Annotated in this window: 15 protein-coding genes, 2 tRNA genes and 1 CRISPR repeat array (1 of these 18 running past the window's edge); of the genes, 6 read left to right on the top strand and 11 right to left on the bottom strand. The window is 70.1% G+C overall.

All coding sequences use genetic code 11. The features are described 5' to 3' along the window. Positions 1-54 precede the first annotated feature (54 nt). The 4 genes from tilS to cysS form a co-directional block, all read right to left on the bottom strand. Complete coding sequence (gene tilS / locus LZ017_RS02535) at positions 55-1,359, bottom strand: tRNA lysidine(34) synthetase TilS (protein ID WP_241298461.1); 1,305 nt, start codon at positions 1,357-1,359, stop codon at positions 55-57. A 91-nt stretch (positions 1,360-1,450) separates the two neighbouring features. Continuing rightward, positions 1,451-2,422, bottom strand: a complete 972-nt coding sequence (locus LZ017_RS02530) for an acetyl-CoA carboxylase carboxyltransferase subunit alpha (protein ID WP_241298460.1) — start codon at positions 2,420-2,422, stop codon at positions 1,451-1,453. Between the two features lie 8 nt (positions 2,423-2,430). After that, positions 2,431-3,084, bottom strand: coding sequence for a DNA-3-methyladenine glycosylase (locus LZ017_RS02525; RefSeq protein ID WP_241298459.1), 654 nt, complete (start codon positions 3,082-3,084; stop codon positions 2,431-2,433). Beyond that, entirely contained in the window at positions 3,084-4,469 is a 1,386-nt protein-coding gene (cysS, locus tag LZ017_RS02520; RefSeq protein WP_241298458.1) for a cysteine--tRNA ligase, read from the bottom strand. The genes LZ017_RS02525 and cysS overlap by 1 nt, the downstream gene beginning before the upstream one ends. A 184-nt stretch (positions 4,470-4,653) precedes the next feature. On the opposite strand from cysS, the gene LZ017_RS02515 reads away from it, so the two are divergent. From LZ017_RS02515 to LZ017_RS02495, 5 genes are all read left to right on the top strand, one after another. Then, positions 4,654-5,178, top strand: a complete 525-nt coding sequence (locus LZ017_RS02515) for a tetratricopeptide repeat protein (protein WP_241298457.1) — start codon at positions 4,654-4,656, stop codon at positions 5,176-5,178. Between the two features lie 100 nt (positions 5,179-5,278). Then, positions 5,279-5,839: a peptidylprolyl isomerase gene (locus LZ017_RS02510; protein WP_277604450.1), complete on the top strand. Its 561-nt coding sequence runs from the start codon at positions 5,279-5,281 to the stop codon at positions 5,837-5,839. Continuing rightward, entirely contained in the window at positions 5,836-6,339 is a 504-nt protein-coding gene (locus LZ017_RS02505; protein WP_241298456.1) for a peptidylprolyl isomerase, read from the top strand. Before LZ017_RS02510 ends, LZ017_RS02505 begins: the two co-directional genes overlap by 4 nt. A 16-nt stretch (positions 6,340-6,355) precedes the next feature. Further along, positions 6,356-7,138, top strand: a complete 783-nt coding sequence (locus tag LZ017_RS02500; protein ID WP_308194055.1) for a UDP-2,3-diacylglucosamine diphosphatase — start codon at positions 6,356-6,358, stop codon at positions 7,136-7,138. A 16-nt stretch (positions 7,139-7,154) separates the two neighbouring features. Then, positions 7,155-7,940: a zinc-dependent peptidase gene (locus tag LZ017_RS02495; protein ID WP_241298455.1), complete on the top strand. Its 786-nt coding sequence runs from the start codon at positions 7,155-7,157 to the stop codon at positions 7,938-7,940. A 19-nt stretch (positions 7,941-7,959) separates the two neighbouring features. On the opposite strand, the gene LZ017_RS02490 is transcribed toward LZ017_RS02495, so the two are convergent. The 7 genes from LZ017_RS02490 to hemC form a co-directional block, all read right to left on the bottom strand. Then, positions 7,960-8,793 carry a ChaN family lipoprotein gene (locus LZ017_RS02490; RefSeq protein ID WP_241298454.1) on the bottom strand — a complete coding sequence of 278 codons (834 nt, stop codon included), beginning with the start codon at positions 8,791-8,793 and terminating at the stop codon, positions 7,960-7,962. Between the two features lie 93 nt (positions 8,794-8,886). Further along, positions 8,887-8,963 (bottom strand) — tRNA-Arg (locus LZ017_RS02485). A 105-nt stretch (positions 8,964-9,068) separates the two neighbouring features. After that, positions 9,069-9,145, bottom strand: a tRNA-Arg gene (locus LZ017_RS02480). Between the two features lie 108 nt (positions 9,146-9,253). Next, positions 9,254-10,492: a heme biosynthesis HemY N-terminal domain-containing protein gene (locus tag LZ017_RS02475; protein ID WP_241298453.1), complete on the bottom strand. Its 1,239-nt coding sequence runs from the start codon at positions 10,490-10,492 to the stop codon at positions 9,254-9,256. Between the two features lie 13 nt (positions 10,493-10,505). After that, positions 10,506-11,627: a uroporphyrinogen-III C-methyltransferase gene (locus LZ017_RS02470; protein WP_241298707.1), complete on the bottom strand. Its 1,122-nt coding sequence runs from the start codon at positions 11,625-11,627 to the stop codon at positions 10,506-10,508. Between the two features lie 5 nt (positions 11,628-11,632). After that, positions 11,633-12,457, bottom strand: coding sequence for a uroporphyrinogen-III synthase (locus LZ017_RS02465; protein ID WP_241298452.1), 825 nt, complete (start codon positions 12,455-12,457; stop codon positions 11,633-11,635). Positions 12,458-12,519: 62 nt separating this feature from the next. Beyond that, complete coding sequence (gene hemC, locus LZ017_RS02460) at positions 12,520-13,464, bottom strand: hydroxymethylbilane synthase (protein ID WP_241298451.1); 945 nt, start codon at positions 13,462-13,464, stop codon at positions 12,520-12,522. A 165-nt stretch (positions 13,465-13,629) separates the two neighbouring features. On the opposite strand from hemC, the gene ppc reads away from it, so the two are divergent. Then, the gene (gene ppc / locus LZ017_RS02455) at positions 13,630-16,464 is read left to right on the top strand and encodes a phosphoenolpyruvate carboxylase (protein WP_241298450.1); all 2,835 of its coding nucleotides are present in this window, start codon (positions 13,630-13,632) and stop codon (positions 16,462-16,464) included. Between the two features lie 113 nt (positions 16,465-16,577). Beyond that, a CRISPR array of direct repeats spans positions 16,578-17,995; the repeat unit is 29 nt; unit sequence CGGTTCATCCCCACGCCCGTGGGGAACAC (it continues 77 nt past the right edge of the window).

The raw sequence follows: 17,995 nt of genomic DNA, 5'->3' as shown, positions 1-17,995 counted from the left end.
CCTGACGATCCGCGCCGCCCGCGGTGGCGGCGGGCGCCGCCCCGCGTGCGCGTTTCAGGCGGTTTCCGGCAGCCAGCGCAGGCTCAGCCGGGGCGTCCCGGGGCAGGCACGCACGCGCGCATCCAGGCCCAGCCCGGGCACGTACAGCAGCTGTTCTCCCAGGTAGAGCAGCGGTCCGGCGCGGCCGGACGGCGGCACGCCGGCCGTCTGCCAGCATTTCTTGAGGCTGCGCGGAACGGCGTGCGGATGCGGCTGGAAGCGTGCGCTGCCTTCGCGCGGACGCAAGTCGACCTTGCTGAGCAGGGAAGCCGGCACCCCCTCCCCGGCGGCCGAGTCACCGGCTTGCAACAGTTCGACGATCAGCCGCCCGCCCAGCGCGGGCAACGGATGGACGCCGGGGCGGCTCAGGTCCAGGCACTGCGCCGCGACCACGGCCGGCGGGGCCGCGGCGGGCGTGCGCTCCCAGCGCAGCTCGCCGCGGTAGAGGCGCAGCCGCCCGCCCGGGGCCGGCCATTGCGCCACCGGCTCGTCGCGCGCGGCGGTCAGCTCGGCCAGCAGCCGCCGCACCAGCGAGGCCGGCGCCGGCTGGCCCAGCACCTCATGCAGCCAGGCGCGCAGCGCGTTGGCCGCGCGCGCCGGGCTCAGGCCCAGCCAGGCGGCGACATGCAGCCCGGCGGCGCCACGGCACAGGGGCAGGTCTTGCCCGGCCAGCTCCTGCTGCAGCGCCAGCGCCTGCTGCGCCCATTCGGCCGACTGGGCCAGCGCCGCCTCGGCCTGCGGGAAGGCCGCGCCGAGCGCCGGCCAGACCTTCAGGCGCAGCGCGTTGCGGGCATGGCGCGGGTCGTTGTTGGAATCGTCTTCGATGTGGTCCAGCCCATGGGCCGCCACATAGGCCTCGATGGCCTCGCGCGGCCGATCCAGCCAGGGCCGGGCCCAGACCACGCCGGCGCGGCGCTGGGCGCGCGGCATCGCGGCCAGCCCGGCGCTGCCGGCGCCGCGCAGCGCCTGCAGCACGAAGGTCTCGGCCTGGTCGCGGCGGTGGTGGGCGAGCAGCAGCAGCGTCGCGCCACCGGCCAGCGCCAGGCGCTGTAGCGCGGCATGGCGGCCGGTGCGCGCCCAGGCCTCCACGCTTTCGCCGCGCGCGGGCCGGCCCTCCAGGCGGTGGACGCTCAGTGTGACGGGCAGCCCCTGGGCCGCCCAGCCGGCCACCTGGGTGCGGCAATGCGCCACCCAGTCATCGGCATGGCGGGAAAGGCCGTGGTGAACATGCAGCGCCAGCACCTGCAGGCCCTGGGCCGCGCAGGCGCGCGCCGTGGCATGGAGCAAGGCGGTGGAATCGCGGCCGCCGCTGTAGGCCACCGCGACGCGCGGCGGCCCCGGGGGCTGCGAGGCGGCGGGCGCGAGGCCCGTGCCGGAGTCGGAGCCCGCAGAGCCGGGCTCCCGCGCGCGTTCAGCGGCTCTTGGTGTCGCCGAAGCGGCCATAGGCCTGCAGGCGCTCGTAGCGACGCTCCAGCAAGTCCTTGGTCTTGAGGTCGGAGACCTGGCGCAGCGCATCGCCCAGCGCGCGCTTCAGGTTGGACGCCATCTGCTTGCCGTCGCGGTGCGCGCCGCCCACCGGCTCGTTGACGATCTTGTCGATCAGGCCCAGCGCCTTCAGGCGGTGGGCGGTGATGCCCAGCGCCTCGGCCGCGTCGGACGCGCGCTCGGAGGTCTTCCACAGGATGGACGCGCAACCTTCCGGCGAGATCACCGAATAGGCCGCGAACTGCAGCATCAGCACCTGATCGGCCACGCCGATGGCCAGCGCACCGCCCGAGCCGCCCTCGCCGATCACGGTGGCGATGATGGGGACTTCCAGCTGCGCCATCTCGAAGATGTTGCGGCCAATGGCCTCGGACTGGCCGCGCTCCTCGGCACCGATGCCGGGATAGGCGCCCATGGTGTCGATGAAGGTGAACACCGGCAGGCCGAATTTTTCCGCCAGCTTCATCAGGCGCAGCGCCTTGCGGTAGCCCTCGGGGCGCGGCATGCCGAAGTTGCGCAGCGTGCGCTCCTTCGCGTCGGCGCCGCGCTGATGGCCGATCACCATGCAGGGCTGGCCGTTGAAGCGCGCCAGACCGCCAACGATGGCGGCGTCATCGGCGAAGTGGCGGTCGCCGTGCAGTTCCTGGAATTCGGTGAAAACGTCTTCGCAGTAGTTCAGCGTCTGCGGACGCTGCGGATGGCGGGCGATCTGGTAGACCTGCCACGGCGCCACGTTGGCGTAGATGTCCTTGGTGAGCTGCTGGCTCTTCTTGGACAGCCGATCGATCTCTTCCGAGATGTCGACCGCCGATTCGCTCTGCACGTAGCGCAGTTCTTCGATCTTGGATTCGAGCTCGGCAATGGGTTGCTCGAACTCGAGGAAATGTCGTTTGCTCATCTGCAGTCCTAATAATCCACCGGCAGCGGATCGAGGCTCCGCCAAATGTACCATGTGGCCACCGAGCGATAAGGCGCCCAGCCCTCGCCCAGTTCGCGGGCCTCGGCGCGCGAAACCGGCTCGCCGCTGAAGTAGTGTTCGCTGATGCCCTTGAGCAGCCCCAGGTCGTCCAGTGGCAGCACATTGGGGCGCATCAGATGAAAGATCAGGAACATCTCGGCGGTCCAGCGGCCGATGCCGCGGATCGCCACCAGTTCCTCGATGATGGCCTCGTCCTCCATCTGCGCCCACTGCTTCACATGGACGCGGCCGGCCTCGAAATGCTGGGCCAGGTCGGAGAGGTATTCCACCTTGCGCGCCGACAGCCCGGCGCCGCGCAGCTGCTCCACCGTCAGCGTCAGCACCTCGGCGGGCTTGATGCGGTTGGAGGGCCCCGGCGTCAGCTCCGCGAAGCGGTCCCAGACCGATTGCGCGGCCTTGACCGAGATCTGCTGCCCAACGATGGAGCGCGCCAGCGTGGTGAAGGCGTCGCCGCGGCTTTGCAGCCGGGCCTCGCCGAACTGGGGGATGAGTTTCTTCATCACCCGGTCGCGCTTGACCAGGTGACGGCAGGCCTCGTCCCAGTACTCCGGGGTGACCCCGGCCGTCGCGATACGCCCCATTACGCCGAGGCTCCCGTGACCACCCAGGTCGTGCCGGTCGGCGAGTCCTTCAGCTCGATGCCCTGTTCGGCCAGCTGCTTGCGGATGCGGTCGGCCTCGGCGAAGTCGCGCGCGGCCTTGGCCTGAGCGCGCGCGGCGATAGCCGCGACGATGGCCGATTCGTCCAGCGCGGCACCGCCCTGCAGATAGGCCTGCGGCGACTGCTGCAGCACGCCCAGCACGCCGCCCAGGGCCTTCAGCAGACCGGCATCGGCGGCCGAGCGGCCGCGGTTGACCTGGCTGGCCAGATCGAACAGCACGGCCAGCGCGGCGGGCGTGTTGAAGTCGTCGTCCATCGCCGCCTTGAAGTCGGCGGCCGGGCCCTGGCTCCAGTCGATCGCCACCTCGGCCGCCGGCACCGCGTCCAGCGCGGTGTAGAGGCGGCGCAGCGCGGCGCGCGCGTCGTCCAGCGTCGCGTCGCTGTAGTTGATCGGGCTGCGGTACTGCGTGCGCAGCAGGAAGAAACGCAGCGACTCGCCGTCGTACTTCTTCAGCACATCGGCGATGGTGAAGAAGTTGCCCAGGCTCTTGGACATCTTCTCGTTGTCGACGTTGACGAAGCCGTTGTGCATCCAGACGTTGACGAAGGGCTGGCCGGTGGCGCCCTCGCTCTGCGCGATCTCGTTCTCGTGGTGCGGGAAGGTCAGGTCCTGGCCGCCGCCGTGGATGTCGAAATGCTCGCCCAGCAGCGCGCAGCTCATCGCCGAGCACTCGATGTGCCAGCCCGGACGGCCCTCGCCCCAGGGGCTGGCCCACTTGGCCTCGGCGGGCTCCTCGGCCTTGGCGGACTTCCACAGCACGAAGTCCAGCGGGTCGTCCTTGTCGGACTGCACCGCGACGCGCTCGCCGGCGCGCAGCTGGTCCAGCGACTTGCCGCTGAGCTTGCCGTAGCCCTCGAACTTGCGCACCGCGTAGTTCACGTCGCCGTTGTGGGCCTGGTAGGCCAGGCCCTTGGCCTGCAGCTGGCCGATGATGGACAGCATCTGGCCCACGTACTCGGTGGCGCGCGGTTCGTGCGTGGGCGTGAGGATGCCCAGCGCCGCGAAGTCGCGGTGCATGGCCGCGATCATCTCGTCGGTGAGCTGGCGGATCGTGAGGCCGCGCTCGACCGCGCGGCGGATGATCTTGTCTTCGATGTCGGTGATGTTGCGCACAAAGGTCACGCGCAGCCCCGAGGCCTGCAGCCAGCGGTACACGACATCGAACGCGACGTTCATTCGCGCATGGCCCATGTGGCACAGGTCGTAGACCGTGATGCCGCAGACATACATGCGGACGTGACCGGGTTCGATGGGCGTGAAGGGCTGGACCGCGCGGGTCAGCGTGTTGTAGATGCGCAGGGACATGAAACGATGACCGGCCCGGTAAAGACAGACACCCGCGGCCTGCCCCGTGGCGGGCCGAAGGTCATGTGCAAGGGCTTGGAGGGTCGCTCTAGAATGGCCGCCAGTATACCGGGCCACCCGGCCGACGACCCCCGCAGGCGCCGCCGCGGAACGGTCCTCGCCGCCTCACAGGCCCCCAGCCACGATGAACAAACTCCACCGTTCCGTCCTCGCGCTTTCGCTGGCCCTGGCCACGCTGTCCCTCGCCCTGCCGGCGGCCGCGGCCGGACCGCTGGACGAGGCCCAGTCGCTGTGGCTGGCCGGCAAGCGCGAACAGGCCCTCAAGCTGACCGAGGCGGCGCTGGCGCAGGACGCCGGCAACCCCAAGCTGCGCTTCAGCCACGCCAGCATGCTGCTGGAACTGCAGCGCCTGGATGCCGCCCAGGCCCAGCTGGAATCGCTGGTGCAGGACTACCCCGACCTGCCCGACCCCTACAACAACCTGGCCGTGGTGCATGCCGCGCACGGCCGCTACGAGCAGGCGCGCCAGGCCCTGGAACGCGCGCTGCTGCTGCAGCCCGATCATGCGCAGGCGCTCGAAAACATGGGCGACGTGCTGACGCGGCTGGCGCAGCAGTCCTACGAGCGGGCGCTGAAGCTGGCGCTGGGCGATGCGTCGTCGCTGAAGCTCAAGCTGCAGCGCGTCACCGCGCTGAACCAGGGGCGCTGAGCCGCGCCGCGGGTCGGCCCCGCCCTGCTTGAGCGACAATCGCGCCGCGGTGGCCGCCGCGCGCCGCCGCCCTTTTTTCAACGCCCCGGACCTCTCAGCCATGATCCGACATCTCAGCCTGGCGCTCGCCGCCTCCCTGATCAGCCTGGGTGCTGCCGCCCAGGTCGTGAAGCTCAGCACCACCGCGGGCGACATCCGCATCCAGCTGGATGCCGAGAAAGCCCCCAAGACCGTGGCCAACTTCGTGCAGTACGTGAAGGCCGGGCATTACAACGGCACCATCTTCCACCGCGTGATCGACGGCTTCATGATCCAGGGCGGCGGCTACACCGCCAGCCTGGCACAGAAGCCCACCCGGCCGCCCATCCCGCTGGAAAGCCAGAACGGCCTGACCAATGTGCGCGGCAGCATCGCGATGGCGCGCACCGCCGATCCGAACTCCGCCACCTCGCAGTTCTTCATCAACGTGGTCGACAACCCCATGCTGGACGCCGCCAATGCCCGCGATGGCAAGGGCTATGCGGTGTTCGGCCACGTCATCTCGGGCATGGAGGTCGTGGACGCGATCCGCACCACCGCCACCGAATCCAAGGGCATGCACCAGAACCTGCCGGTGCAGGCCATCCTCGTCAACAAAGCCATCGTGGAACCCAAGCAATGAGCACCAAGACCGTCGAACTGCAGACCAACAAGGGCAACATCCGCATCGAGCTGGATGCCGCCAAGGCGCCCGAGACCGTCGCCAACTTCCTCGCCTATGTCGAGAAGGGCCACTACAACGGCACCATCTTCCACCGCGTGATCAAGGGCTTCATGGTCCAGGGCGGAGGCTTCGAGCCCGGCATGAAGCAAAAGCCCACCGACGCCACGGTGCGCAACGAGGCCAACAACGGCCTGAAGAACGACCGCTACACGATCGCGATGGCGCGCACCAACGACCCGCACTCGGCCAGCGCCCAGTTCTTCATCAACACCGTCGACAACGACTTCCTGAACTTCAAGTCCGAGACCCCGTCGGGCTGGGGCTATGCCGTGTTCGGCAAGGTGGTCGAGGGCGCCGACATCGTCGCCGCGATCGAGAAGGTCAAGACCGGCCGCTCCGGCTTCCATCAGGACGTGCCGGTGGAAGACGTGGTGATCAACCAGGCCATCGTGCTCTGATCGACGTCTGACCATCTTGAGCCGCCTGCCCCTGCCCTCGCCGCTGCATGAGCTGGTCGCGCCGGCGGCGTGGCAGCGGCTGGACCTGCTATCCGACCTTCACCTGTCGCCGCAGACGCCGCGCACGCTGGCGGCCCTGCGCGAGCATCTGCGCGCCACCGATGCCGATGCCGTCTTCCTGCTCGGCGACATCTTCGAGGCCTGGGTGGGCGACGACGCGCGCCTGGAGCCCGGCTTCGAAGCCGAGGCGCTGGCGCTGCTGCGCGAAGCCTCGGCGCGGCGGCCGCTGTTCTTCGTGCACGGCAACCGCGACTTCCTGCTCGGCGAGGCCATGGCCCGCGACGCGGGGCTCACGCTGCTGCCCGACCCCTTTCGCCTGATCGCGTTCGGCCGCCGCTGGCTGGTCAGCCATGGCGACGCGCTGTGCCTGGACGACCACGCCTACCAGGCTGCCCGTGTGCAGCTGCGCGACCCGCGCTGGCAGGCCCAGGTGCTGGCCCAGCCGCTCGCGGCGCGCCGGCTGCTCGCGCAGCAGATGCGCGCGCAAAGCCAGGCCGCGCAGGCCCTGCCCGAGAATTGGGCGGATGTCGACGAGGCCGCCTGCCGCGACTGGCTGACCGAATCCGGCTGTCCGGTCCTCATCCACGGCCACACCCACCGCCCCGGGACTTACGAGCTGGGCGACGGACGCCAGCGCTGGGTGCTGTCTGATTGGGAACTGGACGGCGGCGCACCGCGCGCCGATGTGCTGCGCCTGGACGCCCAGGGCCTGCAGCGCCACGCGCCCTGCGGCGCTTGACCCGCCGGGACCGCCCATGCTCGCCGGCCTGCTGAGCCGCTGGCGCCAGCACCGCGAAGCCCGCCTGCTGCGCCGCCACGAGATCCCCGAGCCGCTGTGGCAGCTCACGCTGGCCCGCTACCCCTTCCTGGCCCGCCGCAGCGCGGCGGACCTCGCCGAACTGCGCCGGCTCTGCTCGCTCTTTCTGGCGAGCAAGGAATTCCATGGCGCCGCCGGCTTCGCCGTCACCGACGAGATCGCCCTCGCCGTGGCCGCGCAGGCCTGCCTGCCGGTGCTGCGGCTGGGGCTGCCGTGGTACGAAGGCTTTGTGGGCATCGTGATGCACGAGGACCAGGTGCTGGCCCCGCGCCAGTGGACCGACGACGACGGCGTGGTCCACGAGTACGAGGAGCTGCTCGCCGGCGAGGCGATGGAGGGCGGCCCACTGATGCTGGCCTGGAGCGAGATGGACCCCGAGCTGCAGGACGGCGACGGGCCGGTCTACAACGTCGTGATCCATGAATTCGCCCATGTGCTGGACATGCGCGACGGCGAGGCCGACGGCGTGCCGCCGCTGCCCTCGCTGGCCGCGCGCGAAGACTGGATCGCCGTGATCGACCCCGAGTGGGAAGCCTTCTGCGCCCGCGTCGACGCGGGCGAGCCCACGCTGATCGATCCCTATGGTGCCGAGGCCGTGGAGGAGTTCTTCGCCGTCGCCGTGGAGGCCTTCTTCGTCGCCCCGCGGGAGATGACGCAGGAGCATCCGCGGCTGTACGCGCTGCTGCGCGACTTCTTCCAGCAGGATCCGGCGCGGCACGGCTGAGCGCCGCCACCGGCCGTACTCAAGGGATCGGCCCCAGGAAAGCGGGCTCCGACGCCTCGACCACCCCGACGTCATAGCGGCCATCAAAACCCGGCTTACGCTCCGGCGGCATCAGCGAGATGGAGAACGGTCGATCGAGCGGGGCCCCACGCGTCCCACCCACCGCACCCGCTTCGCAACGGTCCTTCCTCCGGCACGCCCAGGCCGAGCCCTGGCCGAACTCCGCCCGCAGCGCCACCGGCGCCAGATCGCGGAGCAGATAGCCCAGGGATTCAAACCCGGGGTCGAACGAATGACCCTTGTGCTTGGCCGCATGGAGTTCGCCGATGACGACGACGACGTGGCGGGGGCGCCCAGCACCGGCCCCGGATACCAGAGTGCGGACGTTCTGGCTCATGCGCAGCTCGTCCCCATCGGCGATGGCGGCCACCGTGATCGCGCGCGCGGGTCGGTCCTGGTTGTGCTGCCGCACCGCGTCCAGCAAGGCCAGCATCGCCCGACTGCTGCGGCCGTCCTGCCTCTGCAGAGGCCGCGACCAAAAGGGCGAGTCCAGCAGCGCCCGGCGGTCGGCTGCGCGCCCTTCGCTCGCCAGGAAGGCATCGAGCAGCGGCTGCTCGTCCGCGGGAATTTCCAGCGCCAGGACAACGTGGTCCACGACGCGGGCCAGGCTGCACACATAGCCCTGGACAAACTCCGGGATCTGCGCCGTGCCGTGCAGCTCACCCAGCAACACCAGCGGACTCGCCACCAGAGACGCCGGGAGAACGACCTCGCGCCCGCAAGGCGCGGCTTGCGCCAGGCTCGGCCCCAGCCCGGCCAACATGAGGGCCAGCAGCCCTTGGCAGATCCTCACGTGCCTCATATCCGCCGCCCCTCAAATCACGCGACCAAGAAAAAACGGGCGAGACGCCTGAACGTCTAGCCCGTTGATCCATTTCTTGTTATTTGGCGCGGCTGGCAGGATTCGAACCCACGACCCCTTGGTTCGTAGCCAAGTACTCTATCCAACTGAGCTACAGCCGCACATTTCTTGCTTGAACGCCGTGCCGTCGTGGTCGACGCGGCATTCAGAAATTTTCTTCTTCTTTCGTTCTTTTTGTTGTTCTATTTCTGCAATTTATTTTGCTTTGGCGCGGCTGGCAGGATTCGAACCCACGACCCCTTGGTTCGTAGCCAAGTACTCTATCCAACTGAGCTACAGCCGCGCTGCAAAGAACGAAACTATAGCACGTATTTTTTGGGTCTGACAAGACTTTGACGGGGATTTGAAAAATATCCGGCCACGACCAGGCAAGACCCGGCCCCGCGGAGCCTCAGACCGCGCGGGCCGCCGCCTCGTGGCAGCGGGCGCGGCGGTCCATGTCGCCGTCCTGGCCGGCCAGATCGGCCAGCAACAGCCAGCAGCGCCTGCGCGCGGCCACGGCCAGACGGCGGTCTTCGGCGGCCTGCTCCAGCATCAGGCGCGCCTTGCCCCACAGCTGGCGCTCGGCCAGCACATGGCCCAGCGCATAGCTCAGCTGCATGTCGCGCGGGAAACGCTGCTGGGCCTGCTCCAGGCGCTGCAGCCATTCCGGGCCCACGCCGGGCACGCATTGCACCAGCGCTTCGGCCAGCGCCGCGCGTTCGTCGTCGCCTTGCTCGCCGATGGCGTCCCAGAACGGACGCAGCCAGCCGCGCCCGTCCTCGGGCGCGCCTTGAGCCGCCGCGCATTGCGCCGCGCGCGCGGCGACGAAGACATCGCGCCGGTCGGCGCCGTCCAGCTGCTGCCACAGGCTGCGCAGCTGGTCCACGTCGCGCGCCGACTCCAGCACCTCGAAGGCCAGCGAGCGCAGCAAGCCCTGCGCGGCCGGCTTGGAGAAGCCCTGGTGCTTGGCCAGCAGGCGCGCGGTGCGCAGCGCCTCCATGGGCTGGCGCGACAGCCGGCACGCTTGCAGCTTCAGGCGCAGCGCCTGGGTGCGGCGCGACACGCCCGGCCCCAGTTCGGCCAGCAGCTGCAACGCGCGCGCCGCGTCGCGGTCGTCCAGCGCCCATTCGGCGGCGAGCAGGCGCGCGCCTTCTTCCTGGGTGCGCGCCTGGCTGCCGGCCAGCAGCGCCTGCTGCAGATGGTCGTCGCGCCGGCGTTTGTCCTGCAGCCGATGGGCGCTCTGTGCCGCCAGCAGATGGACCAGCGCGACAAAACCCGCGTCCTGAGCCAGGTCGGGCGTCTGCGACTGGATGTTGAGCGCCTTCAGCGCCGCCTTCTGCGCGCGGCTGTAGCGGCCGCCGTAGTAGTCGCCCAGCGCGTCGCGCAGCGCGGCCTGGGCGCTGCGCTCGCGCAGCGCCTGGCGCCACTGACGCGCGCGCTTCGGCAGCGAGATCAGCGAATCCAGGGTCTGGAACAGCGTCACCAGCAGGAAGCAGCCGGCCACCAGCACCAGGATGAAGAGATTCAGCGAGACATCCAGACGCCAGCTTCGCCAGTAGAAACTGGCCAGCCCGTCGTTGTTGCCCAGGGTCAGCGCGGCCACGACCGCGCCCGCGAAGAGCAGCACCAGCCAGATCACCATGCGCATGGCGCGGCCCCTTTCAGCGCGCCACCGCGCCCAGCGCGGCCAGCGTGTCGTCGGGGCGCGGCACCGTGACCTGGCGCGCCTGGCCAGAGACCTGGCGTAGCAGCTCCTGGCTCACCTGCACCTTGCGCGAGCGCCCATCGAAGTAGCGCTCCAGCATGAGCTGGCTTTCGCGCAGGTCGGCCTGTGCGGTGTCGAACTGCCGGCTCAGCAGCGCCAGGCGCGCGTTCAGCAGCCGCAGCTTGAGGTTCTCGCGCAGGAAGAAGGCCTGCTCCGGCGCCAGCAGCATGGCTTCGGGATGGTCGATGCGCGTCACGCGCAGCAACGATTTGGCCTCCTGCCAGACCTCGCTGGACAGGCTGTCCCAGCGCTGCTTGCCCACGGTCCAGCTGCGCGACCACCAGGAGTCGGCGCCCGCGTCCTCCGGCGCCTGCACCGGCTTGCCGGCGCGCGTGGCCTTGTCGGCCCGCGGCGCGGCGCGGCTGCCGCCTTCGTCGTTGCGCTGCGCCAGCAGCGGCAGCTCGTCAGTGGAGCGCACCAGCTCGTCCAGCTTGATGCTCAGCGTCGCCACATCGACCACGCTGACCGCCTTGACGCGGTCCAGGTCGCGCGCCACCGCGCGGCGCACGCCCTCCAGGCGCGGCTGCTTGTGGCGCAGCAGGCGCTCGTCGGCCTGCTTCAGCGCCGCGACCAGCGGTTCCGCGCTGCCGGTGATCACCGACTGCTGCATGGCCACGCGCAGCGAGGCTTCCAGGTCGCCGACCAGGTTCTCGTCACGCGAGCGCGACATGGACTGCAGCAGCGATTCGATCTGCTCGCGCTGCAGCGCCACCTCGGCCAGCCGGGCGTCCAGCAGCGCCACCTTGGCGGCGGTGTCTCGGCTCAGATCCTGGGCCTGGCGAGCCAGTTCGCGCGCGCCAGCGGCGGCGGTCTGGCTGCCCTCCTGGCGGCGCACCAGTTCCTGCTCCAGGCTCTTGATCCGGGTCTGACCCTGCCAGGCCAGCGCCAGCGAGGCCAGTGCGGCCAGACTGGCCGCCAGCGTCAGAGCCGGCATCAGGCCGAAGCCGCCGCTGCGCTTGCTCGTCGTCGTGCCGCCGTCCGTGGACGGCGCGGGCGCGAAGCCCTCGGGGGTTTGCATCTCGCTCACAATGGAGACGATTCTAGAGGCCCCCCTGAAAGCCGCCTGAACGCCCCCGCGACCTCGCCGGCATCGGGTCGCACCAAAACCACATGCCCGAAGCCCAGGGCTTGCGCGCGCTGGGCGATGCGCTCATGCGTGGCGATGGCCCGCGAGGCGCGCCAATCGGTCTCCGCAGCCGCCAGCGCCGGCAGATGGCCAACCGCCTCGGCGCTGCTGAACAGCCAGACATGGGCCCGCGGATGCGCCAGCGCCTCGCGCAGCAGCGCCTGCTGCGCGGCGTCCGGCCGCGGGCAGCCGCGCCGGTACAGCGCGAACGCGGCGACCTGCGCCCCGCGCTGCGCAAGCCGCTGGGCCAGCCACTCGCGCCCGCCTTCGCCCCGCATCAGCAGTGCGCGGCGGCCGCGCCAGTCCGCGCCCGCCTCGCGTTCGATGACCGGCCACAAGTGTTCGGAATCCAGGCTGGGCGCCCCCGGATCGGGCTGCAGGATGAGCGCCTGCGGCACGCCCGCCCGCGCCAGCGCCGCGGCACTGCCCGGCCCCACCGTCGCGGCCCAGCAGCGCGCCGGCCAGGCCGCCCCGGGCGGCTGGGCGGCGAACAGCGCGCTCACCGCATTGGGGCTGACGAACATCGCCAGATCCGCCCCCGCGTCCAGCGCCGCCCAGGCGGCCTGGGCCTGGTCCGCGGCGCCGGGCTGGATCTCCAGCAGCGGCAGGCTGCGCGCGGACACGCCCAGTGCCGCGAGCCGCCGCTGCCATTCAGGGGCCTGGGCCGCCGGCCGGGTCAGGATCAGCGTCCCCGCGGCCGGGTCAAGGGCGGGCGACGCCATGTCAGCGCCCCCTCGGACATGGAGCCGGCCCCGGCGGGCCTGGGTTGACGGACCTCGGCAACTCAGGCCTCGGCCAGATACGCCGCGGCACCCTGCTCGCGCAGCGCATCGGCCACGGCACGACCCAGCGCGCGCGCGCCGGCGATGTCAGCCACCTCGGCCTGCTGCGTGGCGCACAGCAGCGGCCGCTGCGGCTGCAGCGGATGCCCCAGCCGGGCCTCTAGCCGCAGCGCCTGGCCGCTGTCGCCCTGCCACACCGCGTAGGCCGCCAGCGGCATGCTGCAGCTGCCCCCCAGCTCGCGGGACACCGCGCGCTCGGCCTCCACCGCCAGCCAGGTGGCGTGGTGGGCCAGCGGGGCCAGGTCTTGCGTCAGCCCGGCGTCGTCGGCACGAATCTCCAGGCCCAGCGCCCCCTGGCCCGCGCAGGGCAGCATCTGCGCCGGATCGAAGCAGTGGCGGATGCGCTGCGCCAGCCCCAGGCGCTTCAGCCCGGCGGCGGCCAGCACGATGGCGTCGTACTGCCCTTCGTCCAGCTTGCGCAGCCGGGTGTCCAGGTTGCCGCGCAGCGGCTCGATCTGCAGGTCCGGCCGCAGGTTCTTCAGCTGCACCACGCGGCGCAGGCTGGAGGTGCCCACGCGGGCGCCCTGCGGCAGCGCCTCCAGCGAGGCATGCTGCTGCGAGACGAAGGCGTCGCGCGGATCCTCGCGCTCCAGCACCGCGGCGAGCGCGAAGCCTTCGGGCAGGTCCATGGGCACGTCCTTCAGCGAATGGACCGCCAGGTCGGCGCGCTTCTCCTGCAGCGCCGTTTCCAGCTCCTTCACGAACAGGCCCTTGCCGCCCACCTTGGACAGCGCGCGGTCCAGGATCTGGTCGCCCTTGGTCGTCATGCCCAGCAGGTCCACGGCGCGGCCCAGGCGCTGCTGCAGCAATGCCTGGACATGTTCCGCCTGCCACATCGCGAGCCGGCTTTCGCGGGTCGCGATCACGAGTGCTTGTTGTTGCGTCATGACGTCATGCTAGCGCAGCCACCCCCTGGTTCCGGCTCAGAGGCCGCGTCGGCGACTGAGCCAGCACAAGAAACTGATAAAGTCAGATTCCGGTAACTTGGTTACACACACCGTCCAGCTCGCGGCCCTCCGCGAGCGTCCTGCAACCACAGCTCCGTACCCTCCATGCCCGCTGCCGCTCGCTCCGCCCGCCCCTCGGCGTCCGCCAAGGACAAGAACCAGCCGCTGATCGACGACATCCGGCTGCTGGGCCGCATCCTCGGCGAGGTGATCCGCGAGCAGGAAGGCCGCGAGGCCTACGAACTGGTCGAGCAGGTGCGCAAGCTCTCGGTGGCCTTCCGCCTGAAGCGCGACGCGCAGGCCGGCAAGAGTTTCGACAAGCTGCTCAAGAGCCTGTCGGGTGAGCAGACGGTCAGCGTGATCCGCGCCTTCAGCTATTTCTCGCACCTGGCCAACATCGCCGAGGACCGCCACCATGTGCGCCGCCGCGAGGTGCACGAGCGCGCCGGCAACCTGCAGCCCGGCTCGCTGGCCTATGCGATGGAGCGCCTGCACGAGGCCGGCGTGCGCCCCGCCGAGGTGGCGCGCACGCTGCAGCACGGCTTCATCTCGCCGGTGCTCACCGCCCACCCGACCGAGGTGCAGCGCAAGAGCATCCTGGACGCCGAACGCGCGATCGCCGAGCTGGTGGAACAGCGCGACGCGCTGCAGACCGAGCGCGAGCGCCGCGCCAACGAAGACCTGCTGCGAGCCCGCATCACCCAGCTGTGGCAGACGCGCATGCTGCGCTACTCCAAGCTCTCGGTGGCCGACGAGATCGAGAACGCGCTGTCCTACTACCACGCCACCTTCCTGCGCCAGATCCCGGCCCTCTACGCCGAGCTGGAACAGGCGCTGCCCGGCCATGAGCTGAACAGCTTCCTGCGCATGGGCCACTGGATAGGCGGCGACCGCGACGGCAACCCCAACGTCACCGCCGCCACGCTCAACCATGCGCTGCGGCGCCAGAGCGAGGTCGCGCTGCGCCACTACCTGACCGAGCTGCACGAACTGGGCGCCGAGCTGTCCATCTCGGCGCGGCTGGCGCGCATCACGCCGGAGATGCAGGCCCTGGCCGAGCGCAGCCCCGACCGCAACGAACACCGCATGGACGAGCCCTACCGGCGCGCGCTCACCGGCATGTACGCGCGCCTGGCCGCGACGCTGCATGCGCTGACCGGCACCGAGGCGCTGCGCCACGCCGTCGCGCCGCAGGACCCCTACCGCGACGCCGAAGAGCTGCTCGCCGATCTGCGCGTCATCGAAGCCTCGCTGAAGACCCACCATGCCCAGGCCCTGATCGCGCCGCGGCTCAAGCCGCTGATGCGCGCGCTGCAGGTCTTCGGCTTCCACCTCGCCACGCTGGACTTGCGCCAGAGCTCCGACCAGCACGAGGCCGTGGTCGCCGAGCTGCTGGCCACCGCGCGCCTGTGCCCCGACTACGGTGCCCTGCCCGAAGACCAGCGCCGCGCGCTGCTGGTGCGCCTGCTCAACGACGCGAGGCCGCTGCGCGTGATCGGCGCGCAGTACAGCGAGCGCACCCAGGGCGAACTGGCCATCTTCGAAGCCGCGCGCGACTCGCTGGCGCGCTATGGCCGCGAGGCGATCCGCCACTACATCATCTCCCACACCGAAGACGTCAGCGACCTGCTGGAAGTGCTGCTGCTGTGCAAGGAGGTCGGCCTGATGCGCGGCGTGCTCGACGGCACGGGCGACAACGCCGGAGGCACCGGCGCCGCCGTCTGCGACCTGATCGTCGTGCCGCTGTTCGAAACCATCGGCGACCTGCGCCAGGCGCCCACCATCGTGCGCGAGTTCTACGCGCTGCCCGGCGTGCTGGACCTGGTGCTGCGCTCCGGCGGCGAGCAGGACATCATGCTGGGCTACTCCGACTCCAACAAGGACGGCGGCATGTTCACCAGCAACTGGGAGCTCTACCGCGCCGAGATCGCGCTGGTGGAACTCTTCAGCGAGCTGAAGAAAAAGCACCGCATCACGCTGCGCCTCTTCCACGGCCGCGGCGGCACCGTGGGCCGCGGCGGCGGCCCCAGCTACCAGGCCATCCTGGCCCAGCCGCCGGGCACGGTGAACGGCCAGATCCGCCTCACCGAACAGGGCGAGGTCATCGCGTCCAAGTACGCCCACCCCGCCATCGGCCGGCGCAACCTCGAAACCCTGGTCGCCGCGACGCTGGAGGCCACGCTGCTGCATCCGACCAAGAGCGCGCCGCGGAGCTTCCTGGACGCCGCGCAGGCGCTGTCCGACCAGAGCTTCCAGGCCTACCGCGGCCTGGTCTACGAGACGCGCGGCTTTGCCGACTACTTCTTCTCGTCCACCCCCATCCGCGAGATCGCCGAGCTGAACATCGGTTCGCGCCCCGCGTCGCGCAAGGCCACCCGCGCCATCGAGGACCTGCGTGCCATCCCCTGGGGCTTCTCGTGGGGCCAGAGCCGCGTGGCGCTGCCGGGCTGGTGCGGCTTCGGTTCCGGCGTCGAAGGTTTCCTGGGCAGCGACGAAGCCCAGCGCGCGCAACGCCTGGCCCTGCTCAAGCGCATGGCCAAGCAATGGCCCTTCTTCCGCACCCTGCTGTCCAACCTGGACATGGTGCTGGCCAAGACCGACCTGGGCCTGGCACAGCGCTACGTGGACCTGGTCGAAGACAAGCGCCTGGGCAAGCGCATCTTCGCGGCCATCCAGGCCGAGTTCGAACGCACCCAGGCCGCCGTGGCGCTGATCACCGGCGAAGACAGCCGCCTGGCCGGCAACCCCGCGCTGGCGCGCTCCATCGAGCACCGCTTCCCCTACATCGACCCGCTGCACCACCTGCAGGTCGAACTGATGCGGCGCTACCGCGCCATCCCGGCCGACAAGCGCGACGCCGACCCCAGCCTGGAGCGCGTGCAGCGCGGCATCCATCTGTCCATCAACGGGATTGCGGCGGGGTTGCGGAATACGGGCTGAGCGGAGCGCGCGCGCGTCGGCAGCGCCTCGGGGCGGGAGGTTCTCCCTCCGACGCGTTTCAGGTGCCCGAGGGGAGCAAGGCAGACGAACGAAAGCTCGCGCTGGGTTCAGGGCGGTTCGTCCCCACGCCCGTGGGGAACACCGTACGGACCTGAGCGGCACCAACAACAAGAACGGTCCATCCCCACGCCCGTGGGGAACACAGTTGCTCTGAGGCCCGCTTAATGGATCTGTGCGGTTCATCCCCACGCCCGTGGGGAACACATCTGGTGGGCCGCATCATGATCGAGCTCACCCGGCTCGTCCCCACGCCCGTGGGGAACACGGCGACTCCATGAAGCTGGAAACCGCATTCGGCGGTTCATCCCCACGCCAGTGGGGAACACCCATGGATGACATGGAGCGCGCCCGATCAGCACGGTTCATCCCCACGCCCGTGGGGAACACGCGGAAACGCGGTCAAACTCATTGAGTGAGGACGGTTCATCCCCACGCCCGTGGGGAACACTGATAACCAACTCCGTACATCTCGGCCAAGTTCGGTTCATCCCCACGCCCGTGGGGAACACGGTCAACCGCGGCGTCAAGAAAGAGCAAAACATCGGTTCATCCCCACGCCCGTGGGGAACACTCTGCCGTGGCCTCGGTCAGCACGGTGGGCAGCGGTTCATCCCCACGCCCGTGGGGAACACGCCTTCAGCCAGGCCTCGATGTCGGCGGGTGTCGGTTCATCCCCACGCCCGTGGGGAACACACATCGACAGCTTTACTGGCGCCGCTGCGGGCCGGTTCATCCCCACGCCCGTGGGGAACACCGGCCCTGCCGATGGTCAAGTGCGGGCAATCTCGGTTCATCCCCACGCCCGTGGGGAACACTGGCACTGGACCGACGCATTGCAGAACAAGCACGGTTCATCCCCACGCCCGTGGGGAACACGACTTTTTGAGCTTTTGCGAGATCGTTGCGGGCGGTTCATCCCCACGCCCGTGGGGAACACCTGATTGGACCGCATGAACACGTGCGGCGTATCGGTTCATCCCCACGCCCGTGGGGAACACTCCTCGCCGGCGGCGACGCCATCGTTATAGGCCGGTTCATCCCCACGCCCGTGGGGAACACGGTGGCGGCAACGTCGAGGCCGCGCGCGCGCTCGGTTCATCCCCACGCCCGTGGGGAACACCGAAAGATGCGTGCGGAAGACGTCACAAGGGCCGGTTCATCCCCACGCCCGTGGGGAACACTTGTTTGAAGTAGTCGGCGCTGGGCCAGATGTCGGTTCATCCCCACGCCCGTGGGGAACACTCCGCAACCGGCTGCAAACCAAGGATCACAGTCGGTTCATCCCCACGCCCGTGGGGAACACAATTTGCCCGAGGGTTAGCAGTGTTTCCAGGTCGGTTCATCCCCACGCCCGTGGGGAACACGCACCTACGAGCGACCGGGCGACGTGCTGATACGGTTCATCCCCACGCCCGTGGGGAACACCTAACCCCTGACCCGCTGCGCTCTCGGTGCGAACGGTTCATCCCCA

The sequence above is a fragment of the Pelomonas sp. CA6 genome (assembly GCF_022549225.1).
Taxonomy (GTDB): domain Bacteria; phylum Pseudomonadota; class Gammaproteobacteria; order Burkholderiales; family Burkholderiaceae_C; genus Roseateles.
The sequence above is the reverse complement of the archived record's forward strand: the minus strand, read 5'-3'. Positions and strand labels throughout refer to the sequence as shown.

What these genes read in the sequence shown, in the direction of transcription:
- LZ017_RS02530 (WP_241298460.1), bottom strand. Translation starts at nt 2,422, where the DNA reads ATGAGCAAACGACATTTCCTCGAGTTCGAGCAACCCATTGCCGAGCTC.
- LZ017_RS02525 (WP_241298459.1), bottom strand. Translation starts at nt 3,084, where the DNA reads ATGGGGCGTATCGCGACGGCCGGGGTCACCCCGGAGTACTGGGACGAG.
- cysS (WP_241298458.1), bottom strand. Translation starts at nt 4,469, where the DNA reads ATGTCCCTGCGCATCTACAACACGCTGACCCGCGCGGTCCAGCCCTTC.
- LZ017_RS02515 (WP_241298457.1), top strand. Translation starts at nt 4,654, where the DNA reads ATGAACAAACTCCACCGTTCCGTCCTCGCGCTTTCGCTGGCCCTGGCC.
- LZ017_RS02510 (WP_277604450.1), top strand. Translation starts at nt 5,279, where the DNA reads ATGATCCGACATCTCAGCCTGGCGCTCGCCGCCTCCCTGATCAGCCTG.
- LZ017_RS02505 (WP_241298456.1), top strand. Translation starts at nt 5,836, where the DNA reads ATGAGCACCAAGACCGTCGAACTGCAGACCAACAAGGGCAACATCCGC.
- LZ017_RS02495 (WP_241298455.1), top strand. Translation starts at nt 7,155, where the DNA reads ATGCTCGCCGGCCTGCTGAGCCGCTGGCGCCAGCACCGCGAAGCCCGC.
- LZ017_RS02475 (WP_241298453.1), bottom strand. Translation starts at nt 10,492, where the DNA reads ATGCGCATGGTGATCTGGCTGGTGCTGCTCTTCGCGGGCGCGGTCGTG.
- LZ017_RS02470 (WP_241298707.1), bottom strand. Translation starts at nt 11,627, where the DNA reads ATGCAAACCCCCGAGGGCTTCGCGCCCGCGCCGTCCACGGACGGCGGC.
- LZ017_RS02465 (WP_241298452.1), bottom strand. Translation starts at nt 12,457, where the DNA reads ATGGCGTCGCCCGCCCTTGACCCGGCCGCGGGGACGCTGATCCTGACC.
- hemC (WP_241298451.1), bottom strand. Translation starts at nt 13,464, where the DNA reads ATGACGCAACAACAAGCACTCGTGATCGCGACCCGCGAAAGCCGGCTC.
- ppc (WP_241298450.1), top strand. Translation starts at nt 13,630, where the DNA reads ATGCCCGCTGCCGCTCGCTCCGCCCGCCCCTCGGCGTCCGCCAAGGAC.